Source organism: Litorimonas taeanensis (genome assembly GCF_003634015.1).
Lineage (GTDB): Bacteria > Pseudomonadota > Alphaproteobacteria > Caulobacterales > Maricaulaceae > Litorimonas > Litorimonas taeanensis.
Genome location: NZ_RBII01000001.1, coordinates 681,006 through 699,151, shown reverse-complemented (window position 1 = coordinate 699,151; position 18,146 = coordinate 681,006). Strand labels below are relative to the sequence as shown.

15 protein-coding genes are annotated in these 18,146 nt (G+C 45.2%); 9 read left to right on the top strand and 6 right to left on the bottom strand.

Annotated features, from left to right (window positions below; translation table 11 throughout):
* Positions 1–7: 7 nt before the first annotated feature.
* Positions 8–1,594: a M20/M25/M40 family metallo-hydrolase gene (locus DES40_RS03150; RefSeq protein WP_233345380.1), complete on the bottom strand. Its 1,587-nt coding sequence runs from the start codon at positions 1,592–1,594 to the stop codon at positions 8–10.
* Here DES40_RS03150 and DES40_RS03145 point away from each other — a divergent pair.
* Positions 1,570–3,240, top strand: coding sequence for a M28 family metallopeptidase (locus tag DES40_RS03145; RefSeq protein ID WP_233345378.1), 1,671 nt, complete (start codon positions 1,570–1,572; stop codon positions 3,238–3,240). The genes DES40_RS03150 and DES40_RS03145 overlap by 25 nt on opposite strands.
* A 40-nt stretch (positions 3,241–3,280) precedes the next feature.
* Here the strand turns inward: DES40_RS03145 and DES40_RS03140 are convergent, their stop codons facing one another.
* Entirely contained in the window at positions 3,281–3,979 is a 699-nt protein-coding gene (locus DES40_RS03140; RefSeq protein ID WP_121099103.1) for a YrbL family protein, read from the bottom strand.
* A gap of 232 nt (positions 3,980–4,211) precedes the next feature.
* Between DES40_RS03140 and DES40_RS03135 the strand changes: the two genes are divergently transcribed.
* From DES40_RS03135 to DES40_RS03120, 4 genes are read left to right on the top strand one after another with little or no spacing between them, the layout of a single operon-like run.
* Positions 4,212–6,809 (top strand): M1 family metallopeptidase, encoded by a 2,598-nt coding sequence (locus tag DES40_RS03135; protein WP_170144860.1) that lies wholly within the window; start codon positions 4,212–4,214, stop codon positions 6,807–6,809.
* Between the two features lie 35 nt (positions 6,810–6,844).
* Positions 6,845–7,375: a DUF6702 family protein gene (locus tag DES40_RS03130; protein WP_121099102.1), complete on the top strand. Its 531-nt coding sequence runs from the start codon at positions 6,845–6,847 to the stop codon at positions 7,373–7,375.
* A gap of 27 nt (positions 7,376–7,402) precedes the next feature.
* The gene (locus DES40_RS03125) at positions 7,403–8,032 is read left to right on the top strand and encodes a glutathione S-transferase family protein (RefSeq protein WP_121099101.1); all 630 of its coding nucleotides are present in this window, start codon (positions 7,403–7,405) and stop codon (positions 8,030–8,032) included.
* A gap of 3 nt (positions 8,033–8,035) precedes the next feature.
* Complete coding sequence (locus DES40_RS03120; protein WP_121099100.1) at positions 8,036–8,458, top strand: VOC family protein; 423 nt, start codon at positions 8,036–8,038, stop codon at positions 8,456–8,458.
* Here DES40_RS03120 and DES40_RS13145 read toward each other — a convergent pair.
* The 3 genes from DES40_RS13145 to DES40_RS03105 form a co-directional block, all read right to left on the bottom strand.
* Positions 8,455–8,628, bottom strand: coding sequence for a hypothetical protein (locus DES40_RS13145; RefSeq protein WP_170144859.1), 174 nt, complete (start codon positions 8,626–8,628; stop codon positions 8,455–8,457). The two genes, DES40_RS03120 and DES40_RS13145, sit on opposite strands and share 4 nt — an antisense overlap.
* 455 nt (positions 8,629–9,083) lie before the next feature.
* Positions 9,084–10,202, bottom strand: a complete 1,119-nt coding sequence (locus DES40_RS03110; protein ID WP_121099098.1) for a zinc-binding dehydrogenase — start codon at positions 10,200–10,202, stop codon at positions 9,084–9,086.
* Between the two features lie 31 nt (positions 10,203–10,233).
* Complete coding sequence (locus DES40_RS03105) at positions 10,234–11,103, bottom strand: pirin family protein (RefSeq protein ID WP_121099097.1); 870 nt, start codon at positions 11,101–11,103, stop codon at positions 10,234–10,236.
* Positions 11,104–11,131: 28 nt separating this feature from the next.
* On the opposite strand from DES40_RS03105, the gene DES40_RS03100 reads away from it, so the two are divergent.
* Positions 11,132–11,764 (top strand): glutathione S-transferase family protein, encoded by a 633-nt coding sequence (locus tag DES40_RS03100; RefSeq protein ID WP_121099096.1) that lies wholly within the window; start codon positions 11,132–11,134, stop codon positions 11,762–11,764.
* Here the strand turns inward: DES40_RS03100 and DES40_RS03095 are convergent.
* Positions 11,761–12,396, bottom strand: coding sequence for a carbonic anhydrase (locus DES40_RS03095; RefSeq protein ID WP_121099095.1), 636 nt, complete (start codon positions 12,394–12,396; stop codon positions 11,761–11,763). The genes DES40_RS03100 and DES40_RS03095 overlap by 4 nt on opposite strands.
* A gap of 147 nt (positions 12,397–12,543) precedes the next feature.
* On the opposite strand from DES40_RS03095, the gene DES40_RS03090 reads away from it, so the two are divergent.
* The 3 genes from DES40_RS03090 to DES40_RS03080 all read left to right on the top strand — a co-directional run bounded on the left by DES40_RS03090 (position 12,544) and on the right by DES40_RS03080 (position 18,139).
* Entirely contained in the window at positions 12,544–13,449 is a 906-nt protein-coding gene (locus DES40_RS03090; RefSeq protein ID WP_170144858.1) for a fatty acid desaturase family protein, read from the top strand.
* A gap of 16 nt (positions 13,450–13,465) precedes the next feature.
* Positions 13,466–14,854: a M28 family peptidase gene (locus DES40_RS03085; RefSeq protein WP_233345374.1), complete on the top strand. Its 1,389-nt coding sequence runs from the start codon at positions 13,466–13,468 to the stop codon at positions 14,852–14,854.
* Between the two features lie 99 nt (positions 14,855–14,953).
* Positions 14,954–18,139, top strand: coding sequence for an amidohydrolase family protein (locus DES40_RS03080; RefSeq protein ID WP_121099093.1), 3,186 nt, complete (start codon positions 14,954–14,956; stop codon positions 18,137–18,139).
* Positions 18,140–18,146: the final 7 nt, after the last annotated feature.

Here is an 18,146-nt window from a genome sequence, read left to right as displayed (position 1 = left end):
TAATTTATCAGTCTTCTAAACGAAAATTTGTCTCTGCATTGCCCGCCAACCAAATCATGGTGGCGAAGGCAGCAACATTTTGCGCCATTTCCTCAGGCTTAATTTTATCAAAAGTATCGTCAGGTGTATGATGTAGGTCGAAGTAATCTGTGCCATCTTGCTGGAACCGCATGGCCGGCACACCTTTATTGAATAATGGGAAAATATCAGGCCCCCCATTTGTCGGGGTTTGGCTCATCGGGAGCCCCATGGCTTTTGCCATGGCTTCAATTACTTCGTTCCCGGCCTTCGCACCTGATTGAACTTCATAAACCAACCCTGCGCCGAAGTCAGATTCTGTTGCTAAAACATGATTAATTAAATCATTTTTGTGATGTTCAGCATAAGCAAAGCCCCCTAACAAACCCACCTCTTCAGCGCCAAAGGCGACAACACGAATTGTACGTTTTGGCTTTAAACCTGATTCAATGAGCACTTGAGCCGCGCCTGCAGAAATCCCAATACCTGCACCATCATCAATCGCACCAGTCCCAAGATCCCAGCTATCTAAGTGACCGCTGATAAGCACTATTTCTTCAGGTCTTTCTGTCCCAACAATCTCTCCAACAACATTCCCTGAGGGTAAATCACCAACCGCTCGCGGCGTCATGGTTAAATGCAAAGACACCGTCTCACCTGAGGTCAACATACGTTCCAACTGGTCGGCATCTGGCGCTGATAGAGCGCCGATAGGAATAGGTTTCACATCAGGAGAATAACGCATTTGCCCTGTATGTGGAAACCTGTGGCTATCCGTACCGACAGAACGAATAACGACGGCTATGGCGCCGCGCCTTCCGGCTTCAGTGGCTCCCGAACGTCGTTTGCGATTGGCAGGACCATAGCCAGCCCCATCCGGCGCCTTTTCCATCTTACCCGATATAAAGACAATTTTACCTTCTAACCCACCTTCGGGGGCGGATTCTAAATCTTCAAATGTTGGGAAATAAGCAATCTCAGCCTTCACGCCCTCATCAGGGGTCGCAACAGACCCGCCCAAAGCCGTAATGTATAGATCTTGAGGATATGGCGAGAGTATAGAGGCTGTCTCAACGCCTCGCACCCAGCCGGGTATTGTAAAGGGTTCAATTCTTACATTTTGAAGGCCAAGCTCTTTAAACTTGTCAACAGCCCAATCCCGCGCTCTCGCCTCAGCGTCTGTTCCTGCCAATCTCGGTCCAACCTCAGTCGTCAGTTCGCGCGTAATATCATACCCATGGGTGCCTTCCATCGCCGTGTCGATCAGTGTCTTTAACTCGGGTGATAAGCTGACATGTTCCTGAACAGCCTTGACAGAATTGACTGTATCATTGTTGACAGCCGCATCTGAACAAGCGTTAAGCGCGAGACAAAATAAAATCGCTGCAGATAAAACAGCCTTTAATTTTATACCCATAATTTTATTTCCTAATTCAAGCATCGCCTGATTACATCTTTTAAAGCGCTCTGGAATGTGGTTGAACACTTTCAACAATATTTCAAGCAAGAGGCGTAAAACAAATTCGTATATCGCCGCGACAGGAGTGTAGAGTGTCACCCATAAAGTTACTAGCAACTGTAAGTCTTACTGCAATGCTTTTTACAGCTTGCAGCTCAGAACCCACAACACCAACCCTTGGGGATACATCAATCTCCGCAGCAGATTTGGGCCGCAGAATTGAACGCCTTGCGTCTGATGAATTTGAAGGTCGCGCGCCTGGGACACCCGGCGGACAAGCCGCTTCTCAATATATTGCTGATGAAATGGCGCTAGCAGGCCTTTCTCCGGCGGGTGACAGTGGGACATATTTCCAAAATGTAGAATTGACCGAAGCCACGGTCAATGCTGGCTCTTTTATGAACATTCATAAGGCCAGTGATGATTCAAATATTCTTGAAGCTGACCTAAAAACGAATGCGGTTTATTGGACGAAACGCTTAGACAAAACTGTCAACGTTACAGAATCAGAACTTGTATTTGTGGGATACGGAATCACGGCCCCTGAATATGGTTGGAATGACTATGAAGGATTAGACGTTAAAGGAAAAACCGTCGTAATCTTGGTCAACGACCCAGGTTTTGCTACAAAAGATGAAGCCTTATTCAAAGGCAATGCCATGACATATTATGGTCGTTGGACATATAAATATGAAGAAGCTGCGCGCCAAGGTGCTGCAGGCGCTATCATAGTACATGAAACAGCTCCAGCGAGTTATGGGTGGGATGTCGTTGCCGGCTCTTGGACAGGGGCGCAATATGATCTTGTACGGCCTGATCGCGGCGCCTCTCGTGCAGCGTTAGAAGGATGGGTTCACCTAGACGCGGCCAAACAACTTTTTGAAGCAGCTGGTCTTGATTATGGGCAGTTGAAAAACCAAGCTGTAACGAAAGACTTTAAACCTGTTCCTATGGGTGAGTTACGCCTCAACGCTAAAATTGAGCAGACTGTTCAAACGACCACATCTCGCAATGTCGCGGGGGAAATTAAGGGGGCTGTCCGCCCAGATGAATATGTTCTCTACATGGCACATTGGGATCATTTAGGGAAAAATGACAACTTAGAAGGCGACGATAAAATTTATAACGGCGCTGTTGATAATGCCACTGGCACGGCTGCAATCATCGAAATTGGTGAGGCTATGGCTCAAGGGGCCAAGCCTGAGCGTTCTGTTATTTTTGTCGCCGTCACAGCAGAAGAATCAGGCCTCCTTGGTTCAGCTTATTATGGTGACGCGCCTCTTGTTCCTCTTAAGAACACAGTCGCAGGTGTAAACATCGACGCCATATTGCCTTTGGGGAAAACCAAAGATGTAAAAGTTATGGGGTTCGGCGCCTCCGAACTTGAAGACCGTTTGAAAACAGTCTTGGACGAACGAGATATGTATATTGTTCCAGATGATAAGCCTGAAGCGGGATATTATTACCGTTCAGACCATATTAGCCTCGCTAAAAAAGGCGTTCCAATGCTTTATGCTGACCTTGGTAACGACCACTTTATGAATGGCCTGACATATGGAGAGGACTTCGCTAATGGTTATACAAAAGAGCGCTATCACAAACCTGGTGACGAATACGACAATAGCTGGGACCTAACGGGGATTAAGCAAGTCACAGAAATTTTCTATGACCTTGGGCTTAACATAGCCAATTCGGAAGATTGGCCAAATTGGTATGAAGGCACTGAATTTAGAAGCCTACGCGACGACATGCTAAAAGATTAGTCTAGAACTAATTCTATATAAGAAAGGAAGGTATGAGTATTCATAACCTTCCTTTTTTTTCGACTTCGTTCCATGGTCTCTCTCTACCGTTGAATTCCCATTCAACTCGGAGGAACATTTTCTTAATCCGCCTTTCAATATAATTTCGGCGAGCTTTTTCACTCCACTCGACTGTTGGTATAAACCCCAACCGACCCAGACCATCTATTAATTTTAAACGGCCATCATTTGCCAAAACTAAGTTATGGGGCAAGATATTCTTAGTCAGCACCCCAGTCTCTCGTAGATAATCAGAGAATTCGAGAAGCTTCTTCTTATAGCTCGCTAATAAATCTGTATTTATCAACAGATGTTCTAATGACGCCGCGGCCTCACCATTCTCATTTTGATAAAAGTCTGAAACCAATCCCAAACCAAGGCTAGTGTTTTGCCAGCCATAACATCGGGGGAGATGCGCCCATAGTCTCTCTTGAGACACTCTTGGGTGCCGAATCGCGCTTTGATGATACGCCTTGAACTCCCCCATATTGTCATCAAAAGCAGATAGAGAACGCGCGCGTTTATAGAGTGGCTTCGCGTCACGCGCTTTCTTCACAGCGCCTGGTTTACTCACCTTGATGCATAGTCGAGCGTCTTGCGGGTGAACAAAACACAATCTGTTTCCTCCCTCAGCAAAAGCACCTGATTCGTTTAAAGAAACGGTTTCATTGAAATCAGGAAGTTTAGGGTTAATCGTCATTAAAGTGACCAAGGGACTTGCAATGGACTAAGAGACATGACGACAGAAAGACCCTCAGCATTAATAATGCGATTATCTATCATAATATACGCCTCCAAAGCATTCTTATCCTACAATGTATGCACACACAGAATGAAAACCCAAAAATTTTTCGCATTATATGAGAATAAGCTAGTGATTTTCTGTTTATAACGCTTATCAAGATTTATTCATATGTAACAGGGTAACAACAATGTCAAAATTAGCGAATGCGCTACGCTTTAGTTTTATTTCAGTGGGTGTTTCTATTGGCCTACTGGTTATCGCTACAGAAGCTTTTGCGGATGGCCCCGCCGGAAGCAAAACTGATCAAGTGTCAAAATTTCGCCAACTGGGTACAGAGTTACCAACACCCAATATATTCCGCAATGCCGCTGGCGCGCCTGGTCCTGCCTATTGGCAACAACAAGCGAATTACGTCATCAACGCTACGCTAGATGAAGACGAACGTAGCATTAGTGCAAAATCCACAATTGACTACATCAACAACTCACCCGACTCATTACGTTACATTTGGGTTGCATTGGATCAAAACCGTTTCAAAGACGGCAGTCTCGCGATCGAAAGTGCAACAGCCGCTTCTGCAGGCTCACGGCGCGGTGATGCCACTAGCGCAAATGACCGCGTAACTTTTTCTAGCCTGCGCTATAGCCAAGCTCAAGAAGACAGAGATTACGGATTTGATTTCAAAGCTGTCACGGACAAAAATGGTCGCAAACTAAATTACACCATTAATGACTCCATGATGCGTATTGATTTGCCAACTCCATTGGCACCAGACGCACGCACGACAATTAACATAAATTGGGACCACAACATCATTGATGAAGTCGCTATTGGTGGCCGTGGTGGATACGAATATTTTGAAGAAGACGGGAATTATATCTTCGGCCTAGCGCAATGGTTTCCTCGCCTTGCGGCATATACAGATTATACGGGTTGGCAAAACAAACAGTTTTTAGGACGTGGTGAGTTCACTCTTGAGTTTGGCGATTATGAGGTCAACCTGACCGTCCCTTCGGATCATATCGTAGCCGCAACAGGCGTTCTTCAGAACCCAAGAGAGGTCTTGACCGCTGAGCAACGCAATCGCTTAGGTAATTTATCGACCAAAGAAACACGCTATATCGTCACGCCAGAAGAGGCAGAAGCGAATGAGAAAAGCAAAGCGCGTGGGAATAAAACTTGGAAATTTAAAGCTGAAAACGTCCGTGATTTTGCTTGGTCTAGCTCCCGTAAATATATTTGGGACGCGATGCTCTTTGAACAAGACGACGAATTCAACCCAACAGTAACGGCAATGAGTTTCTTCCCAAAGGAAGCAGACCCTATTTGGTCACAATATTCAACACAGGCCGTTGTACACACAATGGACGTTTACAACAAATTTGCCTTTAATTACCCCTACCCTGTCGCGCAATCCGTAAACTCTTGGGAACGTGGCGGTATGGAATACCCTATGATTACCTTTAATGGTTATCGTCCAAGTGAGAATGAAAAGACAGGTGATGTCACTTACTCACGTGGGATTAAATATGGTCTAATCGGGGTAATTATTCATGAGATTGGACATATCTATTTCCCCATGACGGTTAACTCTGATGAGCGCCGTTGGACATGGATGGATGAAGGCCTCAATACTTTCCTTGAGTACCAAGCAGAATATGAGTGGGAAGAAAACTTCCCAATCAGCCGTTGGGGGTCAAACAACCCGATGGATGACATATCGCGCTATATGACAAGTGCTAATCAGGTGCCTATCATGACACAGTCAGACTCTGTCCTACAGTTCGGTCCAAACGCCTATTCTAAACCTGCAGCCGCCTTGATGGTATTGCGTGAGACAGTGATGGGGCGTGAGCTTTTTGATTTCGCTTTCCGTGAATACGCTACACGTTGGAGATTTAAGCGACCAACTCCTGCTGATTTCTTCCGCACTATGGAAGACGCCTCTGCTGTTGACCTAGATTGGTTTTGGCGCGGTTGGTTCTATGACACAGAGCATGTGGACATGGCTGTGACAGATGTGCGTCAATATAAGATCTCCTCTCAGGACCCTGAAACAGAGAAGGATAAAGATCGCGATGAGTTCTCAGAACGCACACCTGAAACTATTACTCAAACACGCAATCGCGAGGAAGGCATAGAAACACGCCTTGAGCGTTTCCCAGAACTTAATGATTTCTACAATAAGCATGACCGCTTTACGGTAACAAACAAGGACAGAAACAAGTTCAAATCCTTCTTATCTGGTCTGAATGACTGGGAAAAAGAAGTATATGAACGCGCAATGGAAGACGATAATTTTTATTATTTCGTCGATTTCAAGAACATTGGCGGCTTACTATCTCCTTTACCTTTAACGCTTACCTATGCCGATGGTGACACCGAAGATTTGATGATTCCTGTTGAGATTTGGCGCCGTAATAGCGAAGCCGTGACAAAACTTATTGTCAGAGACCGTAAGATTACGTCGATTACCCTTGATGCCAAACATCAAACAGCCGACGCAAATTATAACAATAATAGCTTTCCACCTGTTATCACAGAAAACAGAATCGAAATGTATAAGTCAAATTATCGGGCCTCTTCAATGATGGCTGATATGATGACAGAACTCAAAGGTGATGAGAAAGAAGCCAAGTCGGATTCCGACAAAGCCGTTCCTCTGACAACGGATGAGACAAGTGGGCAATCGCCACAAAAATCGAATGCCAAAACAACTAAAGAAGATGATAAAAAGAAGTCTTCTTTACGTCGCACATTGGAGAAAATGTTGGGCCGTGATTAAGGCCCTTCATTTACCTCGGTTAGGTTGTTTTGTTTATGCTCAACAGTAACTTTCTACTTACGGCTTGCACACGCAGAACAACACTAACTGGCCTTGCTTCATTAAGCTGTTCATCGCTTGGCATAAAAGCTTTGGCACATAAGCTTACCACAACTGAAACACGTGTTGAAATCACCACAAAAACGGGTTTGGTACAGGTCATTCACACTTTCCACACGCATGATGCAGAGGTGGCGCTCGCTAAAGCCAAAATCATCGATATGCCCGACTTAACCCGTCTGAGACAAAGAGCCCAAATGGCCCTCTATGTCGAAAAAACATTCTCTATCTTGCAGAATGGTGAACCTATTGACCTCAGATTAGTGGGGGCCGAAATCGACAGAGGTAATGTCCTGACATATCAGGAAGGGAAAATAGAGCTCCCTCTGGGCGAAATCTCTATCACGGCTGAAATGATGCGAAGTTTTGTGTTAAACCAGATCAACAATGTTGACGTTTACATAGACGGCAAAGTTCACTCCCTACAGTTCCGTGGGTCGGACGGACGAAAAAATATACTTGCCTAAACCACGAAGCTCTGTTCATACAGGCTTATGCTTATAGTACACCATTTGAATAACTCCCGCTCCCAACGTATCCTTTGGATGCTTGAAGAACTTGGTGTCGAATATCAAATCAAACATTATCAACGAGACCCAGACACAAGCCGCGCTCCAGCAGAATTAAAGGCCGTCCATCCACTAGGGAAAAGCCCGGTTATAGAAGATGACGGCTTAATCGTTGCGGAAACTGGGGCAATCATTGTTTACCTGCTAGACAAATATGGCGAAGGCCGTTTTCGACCTGAAAAAGGGACGCAGCAATATGTGGACTATGTTCACTTTCTTCATTTTGCAGAAGGGTCTGCGATGCTACCGCTCCTCTTATCCCTTTATACAGGGTATCTAGGCGAGGCAGCGGCCCCTATACAGCCCATGATCATTAGTGAAATCAAAGGCATCTTGGATTATTGTGAATATTCGCTCACTCGCAGTGAATATTTTGCAGGGGACGATTTGACAGGCGCCGATTTTCAGATGATCTTTCCTTTAGAGGCCGCTAAAGCCCGAGGCAGGCTACACGGTTATGAAGCCTGCCTTGATTATGTTGTAAAAATACATTCACGCCCCGCGTATTTAGCCGCTTTAGAAAAAGGCGGCGAATATGCATATGGGCCTAAGTAAACTGTGCAAGCGGACGTCTTTCACCTAGCCTACCCTATCAAAGATAAAGAAGACACGCGTCTGTTTTATCGAGATATCTTAGGTTGCTCAGTGGGGCGTGAAGCAAAGAACTGGATTGATTTCAATTTTTTCGGCCACCAACTATCTTTTCATATTCGTCCTGATGCTTTTACAGGACCGTCTGTAACAAATGATGTTGATGGCAAGAAAGTGCCCGTCCGTCATTTTGGAGCGGTGTTAGATTGGCAAGATTGGCACGTCCTACGTGATCGCTTAGTCGAATTTAATATTGAATTTGTTATCAAGCCTTACATCCGGTTCAAAGGCGAGACTGGAGAACAAGCGACCATGTTTTTTCTGGACCCAAGTGGAAATGCGCTAGAATTTAAAAGCTTTAAGGATAGGTCTCAAATATTCGCTCCTTAGTCTTGGTTAAGCCCATTAAGTTCTTTAATCGCACGATCTCGGAACTCTTGCAGTTGCTCAGTATGCCGCAATCGTTTTTCTTCATTATAGAAAATTTGATTTTTTGCGAATTTAATTTGCCAATCTAAATCCTGTAAACGCTTCTCTAGGGTCGTCCGGCGGTTGGCCATTTTAAGGGCCTCCGTGTCAGGAAATGTATAGGGTCTTTTTTCTAATTCTTGCATGTATCAAATCCACTTAAGTGGAGAGTTATATGCAAGCCGTATGCCTCAATACCGCACAAGCTATGAAATTTCGCGTTATTTTAAAGGCGTATGTTTCAACCACGAAAATCTAATAAATATTTGGCCATCAGATCGACCTCGACCACCACAGTCACTATCAGGATTACCCTTTATTTAATCCCAAAATTTCATTTCCTTGAAATACCCGTCAACAAAAGCCGCAGCACATATATATTCTAAAACTTAAGGGCGGCTATCATGAGGTTGAGTACACCTTCATGTATCTAAATGAGACAGTTGAGATGTGTAAGTTAATTGCGGTTACAAGCCATTTCCTTGGCTTCAAGCCCCTTTAGGAGCTTGAAGTAAACTATTGTAAAAATTACTTTTTAAAAACTGGGTTACAAATCTTTCTGGGGAAGAAGTAGGTATTTCTCACCCGTTTTCTTAGCATTATAGGCCTTCACGATATCCGCCTGTAGAGCCTCTGCTAATGAAATTTCATGATTGTAATGGCTAGCGAAAGTCGTTGTCAGTTCATCCGCCACGCGTTTCCGTAAACGTACGCCGACTTCTGGTCCTACTTTGGCCAAGAAATTTGGCAACAACCAGCCCCCAACACCCCAAGCCATACCGTAACCACGTGTCAAAGTCGTCTGGCTCATATCCAAACTGCCATACAAATAGACCTGCTTATGTTTAACTGAACCATAGATACTATAAGCACCAGGAGTACGTGCTGCTGCGGCCTCCATGGCCGTTAAAATATCTGATGCTAAAGAGCCGCCACCTGTTGCGTCAAATGCCAGAGTTGCACCTGTTTCATGAATGGCATCCGTTAAGTCTTTCATGAAGCTATCTGAACTACTATTCACGACATATTTAGCGCCCATTTCTTTCAAGATATTCGCTTGCTCATCTCGGCGAACAATGTTGACCAATTCGACGCCATCAGCTTGGCAAATTCGGTTTAACATTTGCCCGAGATTGGACGCAGCGGCCGTATGAACCAGTGCCTCATGACCTTCTAAACGCATTGTTTCAACCATAGACAGAGCTGTAAGAGGGTTCACAAAACTAGACGCCCCATCTTTGGCCGTTGAGCCTTCATTTAAAGGCAAAGCCATGACCGCTTTTATACAACGATATTGCCCGTACATCCCGCCGCCCATTACAGCGACGGTCTTTCCGATTAACGACTGTGCGTATTTATCGTCTCCAGCCTCAATAACGACCCCTGCACCTTCATTGCCGACAGGCAAAGCTTGTCCAACACGGGCTTTCATGCGCCCCATAAGCTGTTTGGAGACAGGGGCAACAAATTTACCATCAACCGTCGAACCAGCGTTCACATCTGCGGCACCAAACATAACACCATGATCTGAAGGGTTAATGGGTGTCGCATCAACTCGAACAATTATCTCATCGGATTTTGGTATTGGCATCTCTCTATCGACAAGCTCCATAGTTAATGTGCCATCATCTGATATGGTCGAAAGCATTTGTTTATAAGTTGTCATAAGATTTCTCTCTTTTTCGTGTTAAACGTATTTATTCTGGAAGTGGAATAAACTCTTCGTCGTCATTCGGTATTTTATCAAACCGTCCTTGTAGCCAATCCGCCTTAGCTTGCTCGATACGGTCCTTTCGGGATGAGATAAAATTCCATTCCATATAGCGTTTGCCTAGGGCGGCTCCCCCAATAATAGCAAGCCGCGTCTCTGACTTGGCGCTAATCAATTTTGCAGAGTCCGACAATACGCTCATCGAATAAACAGGACTAGGCTCACCATCAATTTCAGCTTGTCCATTAACGACATACACACCCATTTCATCGGCAAAGGGTAATTCCAGACTACTTCCCGCTGACATTTTTGCCTCTAGGTAAAGAATAGGAGAATAGGTTTTGACTGGAGATTTCAAGCCATAGGCTTCTCCCATCATGACTCTATATTCCACCCCCTTACTATGACCGCATGGTATGTCCTCAGCCGACGTATGAAAGAATGCCGGATCAATTTCTTCAACAGATTTCGGTAGTGCATGCCACAATTGTAAACCGTGAAGTTTGTAGCCCGTTTCCTTGAGGGCCTCACGTGTACGTTCAGAGTGCACAATACCCTTACCTGCAACCATTAAGTTGATTGCGCCAGGATGTATTGCTAGAGCATTTCCAAGGCTATCTCTGTGATATATCTCACCTTGAAATAAATAGGATACAGTTGCTAAATTTATATGCGGATGCGGACGAACATTAATGCCCTCACCTGGCAAAAAATCTACAGGGCCAAAATGGTCAAAGAACACCCAAGGGCCAATCGATCTCTGACCAATTTGCGGAATTGATCGCCGGACATCAAACCCACCTAAATGTTTGACATGCGGATTTATTGATTTGAGAATAGACCGTTCTGATGTCATATGTGCCTCTCGTTTGTTAGGATAGATAATGATTACACTGTATGATTACCACCCCGCCCCCTCTCCGCGTCGTGCGCGTATATTCTTGGCAGAGAAAGGCATTGCGTATGATTGCAAGCAAGTCGACCTCACCACAGGTGAACAAATGGGTGCATCATTTCAATCCATTAACCCTCGCTGTGCCGTTCCCGCTCTCGTCACAGAAGACGGAACAATCATATGTGAAAACATAGCCATAGCCGTCTACCTAGAAGAAAAATTCCCTAACCCACCCCTATTGGGCACGGATGCAATTTCAAAAGCCGCTATCTCTGAGTGGAATTGGCGTTGCGAGTTTGATGGTCTTGCAGCCATTGCTGAGATTCTAAGAAACTCATCTCCTAATATGAAAGGCCGAGCAATGACGGGACGCAAGAACATTGAGCAAATCCCAGCTTTAATCGAGCGCGGTCGCCAAAGAATCGAAATATTTTGGGAAGATTTAAATGCACAGTTACAGAACAACGCTTTCGTAGCTGGTGACACCTACTCCATGGCCGATATAACGGCCATGGTGGGCATGGATTTTGCTAAATGGGTGAAGGCCTCTCCTGATGAGGGCTTAACGGCATTACATAATTGGCACAAAAAAGTCTCAGAGAGACCCTCTGCCAGAGCTTAGACTGATTCCACTTCAGAGAAGACACCTGCCTCATCTGACAATAACAAGCGCGCGCGAATGATAGAGAAATACGCGCCTTGCAGTGTTAATGTTTTGTTTGCGACAGCTTCACGGACAAAATCAAAGGTCATTAAATTCGTCAAAGACTGGCGTACATTTTCAAGTTCCATTTCGAACTGCATTTCGTCTTCAGGCACTTTACGCCCCACAACAGTTTCTCGCACACCGTTAATCAACGATAGCCAACGTCCAACATAGCCAGCATTCTCATCTTGCCCCATGCCTTGTAAGCATCCTTGAATGCCGCCACAGCTTTCATGCCCCATAACCACAATGCATTCTACTTTTAAGGCCTTTACGGCGAATTCGATTGACGCCGATGTTCCATGATATCCACCCGTTGGGTCCAGCGGCGGAACAATGTTCGCCACATTACGCACTACAAACATTTCACCCGGGTAAGCATTAAAAATATCGGTGGGATCAACACGGGAATCCGCACACGCTATAATCATAATCTTCGGGTTCTGCCCATGCGTTCCTAGGGTCTCATAAAGTGATTTTTGCTCGGCATAATCTCCTGCTCTAAAAGATTTATAACCTGCGATCAGAGCTTCTTTAGGGTGGGTCATGTTTACTCCCATTTCCGTTTCCAGAGGCTTGTTTCTGACATACTACATTCAAAAACAAAACAACCAGATCAGTATATACTGTCAAAATTGTGAACGGCCATAGAATTGACAGCAAGGTCTTAGCGCGCAATGAAGTTTAGGATGCCTATGGATTCCAAATTATTGCCCCGTGCAACCGTAAAGAATCTTGCCGCACGTTCCAACCTCTGGGGAGCTTGGCTAACTTGTCATGTGTGGGGCGTAATTATCGGCTCTATCTGCCTCTTTATAGCTTTTCCCAATGCTTTCACTTTCGTCTTTGCCTTTATGATGGTCGGCTCTCGACAACACGGCATGGCAATTTTGATGCATGAAGCAGCACATGGTGTGTTGTTTAAATCACGGAAAATCAATGATTTAGTCGGCGAATATGTTTTGGCGGCCCCTTATGGTGGCAATATGAAAACCTATCGTCAGTACCACCTGAAACATCATCGTCATACCCAGACAGCCAATGACCCTGACCTCCCGCTTTCTGCAAAATTCCCTGTCAGTAGATCTAGCCTTCGACGAAAATTTTTTCGCGACTTAACGGGGCAAACATTTCTAAGGTTACGCTTGGCAAAATTTAAAAACCAAAGCTTAGAAGGCAGCGAAGCTTTTGAGGGGGCAAATGACAAAATAAGCGCTAACCCTGTCATATGGATAAATTTGGGCCTCCTCACCCTCTTTACGCTTGCGGGACATTGGTGGATTTACTTTGCATTATGGCTCGCCCCTCTGATGACATGGTTTATGGCGGTACTCCGATTGCGCAATATTGCTGAACACGCCCTGACTGAAGAAAATGGTAATCCCCTTCGTCACGCGCGAACAACCCAGGCAAATCTTCTGGCCCGTATATTCTTAGCGCCTTATTGGGTGAATTATCATGTGGAACATCACGCTTATATGTTTGTGCCATGTTTCAATCTTCCCAAATTGCACAAAGCTCTAATTTATGAGGGGCATGAAAGTCACATGATGAAAGCCCCTTCCTACTCTCAAGTTCTCACTCAAGTTGCCCTTAATTAGCAATATGGATAGATTTATGCTCCCCACAAAACGCCTTGCAGGCATTTCAATGATTGCCATAAGTTCGGTTCTATTCCTGCCTAACACCAGTCATGCGCAAGATGACGTTAAAGCACCTCCCTCAGAGGTTTTAAGCCTTTATGATATTGCAGAAGCCCCCTCTGCAGATCGTATCCAAAACGACATCCAAACATTGGTCGACTTTGGGACACGTCACACGTTATCAGAAACACAATCAGAGACACGCGGCATAGGTGCGGCACGGCGATGGATACATTCTGAATTTCAAAAAATTTCATCCGAATGTGGTGGATGTCTTGAGGTCATTTATGTTTCGGACACAATTCAAGGTGAGAGTCGAATTCCTAATCCAACCGAAGTCGTTAGCGTTCTCGCAATACAACGTGGATCAATTGACCCGAATAGATATGTTATGATGAGCGGTGATATTGATAGCCGCGTAACCGACCCATTAAATGGCACCTCAGACAGCCCGGGCGCCAATGATAATGCTTCGGGCATGGCCGGCGCCTTAGAAGCCGCCAGAGTACTATCGAAATACAAGTTTGCTGGTTCGATTATTTACGCAGGGCTTTCCGGTGAAGAGCAAGGACTTTTTGGCGGAGAAATCGTTGCCGAGCATGCCTTAGCAAACGGATGGCAAATAAAAGGCGTCCTGAATAATGATATGATTTCTAATATCACTGGCATAGATGGCGTCATAAACAATTCTACAGTTAGAGTGTTTTCCGAAGGTACGCGCGCCAATGAGACGCCAGAGGAAGCCAGACAACGCCGTTTTACAGGTGGAGAAGTCGACAGCCCGTCACGTAATTTAGCCCGGTACGTAAAATCTCAAAGTGATCAATATATGACTAATTTGGATGTCATGATGGTTTACCGCTTAGATCGTTTTGGGCGTGGGGGGCATCACCGCCCTTTCAACAAAGTTGGAATACCTGGTGTACGTATAATGGAAACACACGAACATTATGACCGGCAACATCAAGACTTACGTCAAGAAAATGGCGTCACATATGGGGACACTATGGAAGGTGTAGATTCTGATTATGCCGCAAAACTTACGGCTTTAAATGCCATCACCTTAGCCGGTATGGCTGGGGCTCCGCCCTTTCCGATGAATGTAGAGGCCAGTGGGGCAGTCAAACCTTCTGCAAAACTGACTTGGGAGACCCCCTCAAATGCGGCAAATCTTGCGGGTTACAGAGTTCATTGGCGTCTAACCACTGAGCCTGAGTGGACACACTCTCGCTTTGTCGGCAAGGTCAATGAATGGGAGTTTACAAATCTCGTAATTGATAACTATTTTTTCGGTGTCAGCGCAGTCGCCAAAGATGGCAGTCAAACACCCGTTGTGTTCCCCGGAGCAGCAGGCCGCTTTTAAATCAGCACAGCTCTCTTCTTAATAAATCAAACAAGGGATAAATTAGGTATAATTTACCCCGCACATTACCCTACAAAAAGAAAAAACTTAAGGTTTATCATGACACTAAAATCCTTTCTTCTCGCTTCAATTGCTGCGGCTTCTCTCTCTACATTCGCTTATGCTGATGAGGAGGTTGATAATAAGAAAGAAGAGGAAAAGTGGGACGTCACAAATCCTCCGGGACAAAAATCCACAATCAATATTGATGTGACCGAGGGCACATGGATGAGCCTCGATGTGTCACCTGACGGTCAAACAATCGCCTTTGATTTACTGGGTGACATTTACACAATGCCCATCACTGGCGGTACCGCGACCAATATCGCCTCAGGTATGGCGTGGGAAATGCAGCCACGTTTTTCTCCCGATGGTAAACGCATTGCTTTCATTTCCGACCGTGCGGGTGGTGATAATATTTGGACGATGAACGTTGATGGATCCGACTTGGAACAAGTGACTAAAGAAACTTTCAGGCTGCTTAATAATCCAACCTGGCACCCGAGTGGTGATTTCATTGCAGGCCGCAAACATTTCACAACAAGCAGATCTCTTGGGGTGGGCGAAATTTGGCTTTATAGCACTCAAGGCGGCTCAGGCATTCAACTCGTAAAAAAACCATCCGAATCACATCAGAAAGAACTTGGAGAACCCATGTTTAGTCCTGATGGAAATGCAATTTACTACAGCCAAAACATCACCTCTGGTCCAATATTCGAATACGCTCAAGATTCACATAGTGAGCTATTTCAAATCAAAAAATATGACATGAACACAGGCGAAATCTCTACGGCAGTGGGAGGTTATGGCGGTGCGGTTCGTCCGACACCGTCCCCAGATGGGAAATATCTCGCCTTTGTTAAGCGTGTTGACGGAGACACGCGCCTTTTTATCAAAGATGTACAAAGTGGAGAAGAGCGCGAGATTTTTGACCACCTTGATCGCGACATGCAAGAGACATGGGCTGTTCACGGTCTTTATCCTAACATGGACTGGAGTCCTGATTCTCAAAGCCTTTTCTTTTGGGCAAAAGGTCAAATTCACAAACTAAATGTTACGACGCAGAAGGTTGAACATATTGACTTCCATGTCAAAGACACGCGTGAAATTCTAAAAGGTCCGCGTCCATCTGTAGAAGTCGCACCCGACACCTTCGACACTACGATGCCTCGTTTCACTCATGTATCACCTAATGGTCGCACAGTGGTTTTTGAAAGCCTTGGCAAACTTTATGTCAAACCTGTTTCCGGTGGCACAGCAAACCGTTTAACGCGCCTACCTGATTCTGTGAAAGAGTTGCACCCGAGCTTTTCAAAAGATGGGCGAACAGTGACATTTGTCACTTGGGACGACAAATCCTTAGGTAACGTGCATACAATTAATATCTCATCTCGTCGTCTAAATACAGTGACATCACATCCTGGGCATTACGCTAATCCGGCTATATCACCAAACGGCAATTATGTGACCTACCAAAAACGAAGCGGTGGATTTCTTACAGCTCCTGAATGGTCAGCCAATACAGGCATTTATGTAAAGTCTTTGACGCAGAATATTACTCCAACGCGAATTTCGAAATCTGGATCTTTACCGCATTTTGGGCCAAATAATGATCGTGTATTTATAACGAATAACGAAGACGGCAAGAATGCCTTGGTCAGTGTTAATTTACAGGGACACGACAAACGCGTCCACACGAGTTCAAAAATGGCGCAGAGCTTTCATGTTTCAATGGATGGGCGTCAGGTCGCTTTCCGCGAGAACTATAATTTATATACTATGCCGCTTCTTTCTGGTCCTCAAAATGTCGCTGCAGGAATGAGCGCAAAAGCCCTCCCCGTCACTAAACTAAGCCAAAATGGAGCGACCTATCCAAGCTGGACAAATGACGGTCAAATTTACTGGAGCCTTGGGTCCAAATTATTTACGGCCTCTCCATCAGCTAAAGAGCAGCCTGAAACGCCAAAATTTGTCACAACCTTATCCCAGACAGTCAAAAAAGATACACCATCAGGAATCACGGCACTGACAAATGCAAAAATTATCACCATGGCGGATGAAGCAGGCGGGATAATTCAAAACGGAACTATTTTGATTAAAGGTGATAGAATTACCGAAATTGGTACGGATGTAACCATACCCTTTGGAGCAAATAAGGTTGACCTTAAAGGGAAAACCATTGTTCCCGGTTATGTCGATGCACATGCTCATGGCCCTCAAGCCGTAGGCGATTTGATACCGCAGCAAAACTGGAAAGCTATAGCCACCCTAGCACTTGGCGTCACAACAGTCTTTGACCCGTCCAGTAGCGCAAGCACCATATTCCCGGCGTCTGAACTACAACGAACTGGCAATCTCTTGGCACCAAGAACCTTTTCAACTGGCGAAGTTATTTATGGAGCTAAAGCCCCCGGATTTTTTGCAAATATTCAATCTGCCGAAGATGCACAAGAACATGTTTCTCGCCTAAAAGCTCAAGGCGCCCATGGTGTCAAAAACTACAATCAGCCCCGCCGCGATCAACGTCAACAAGTTGTCCAAGCGGCACGTAAAGAAAACATGATTGTTGTTGCCGAAGGAGGCTCTCTCTATCACATGGATATGGCGCTCGTTCAGGACGGAAACACATCGCTTGAGCATAATCTCCCACAAGAATTCATTTATGATGATGTCATTCAAATGTATTCACAAACCAATGTGGCTTATATCCCTACACTTGTCGTAACTTATGGCGGCGTAAGGGGTGAAGATTATTATTACCAAGAAAGTGATGTTTCGGATCACCACATTCTTTCCAAACATGTTCCACCTGCAGCCTTAAGAGCACGTGCTAAACGCCGCCAAATGGCACCAATTGAGGATTACGCAGATGGTCAGTCAGGGTCCACCGCAAAACAACTCGCTGATGCAGGCGTTTTAGTAGGCATTGGCGCTCATGGGCAGCGCGAAGGTCTGGCAGCACATTGGGAAATGTGGAGCTTCGTTCGCGGGGGAATGTCTCCCATCCAAGCTCTATCAACAGCAACATCGATGCCTGCGAAACACCTTGGCTTCTTCAATGACATCGGGTCGTTGGAAAAAGGCAAACTTGCAGACCTTGTTATTTTGTCAGATGATCCGTCAGAGGACATTAGAAACACAGATAGTATTGAACATGTCATGATAGGTGGGCGTCTATATGAAGCCGATACCATGAATGAAGTCGTCACAGGTTCTAAAAAACGTCTACCTTATTGGTGGGAATAGAATAACG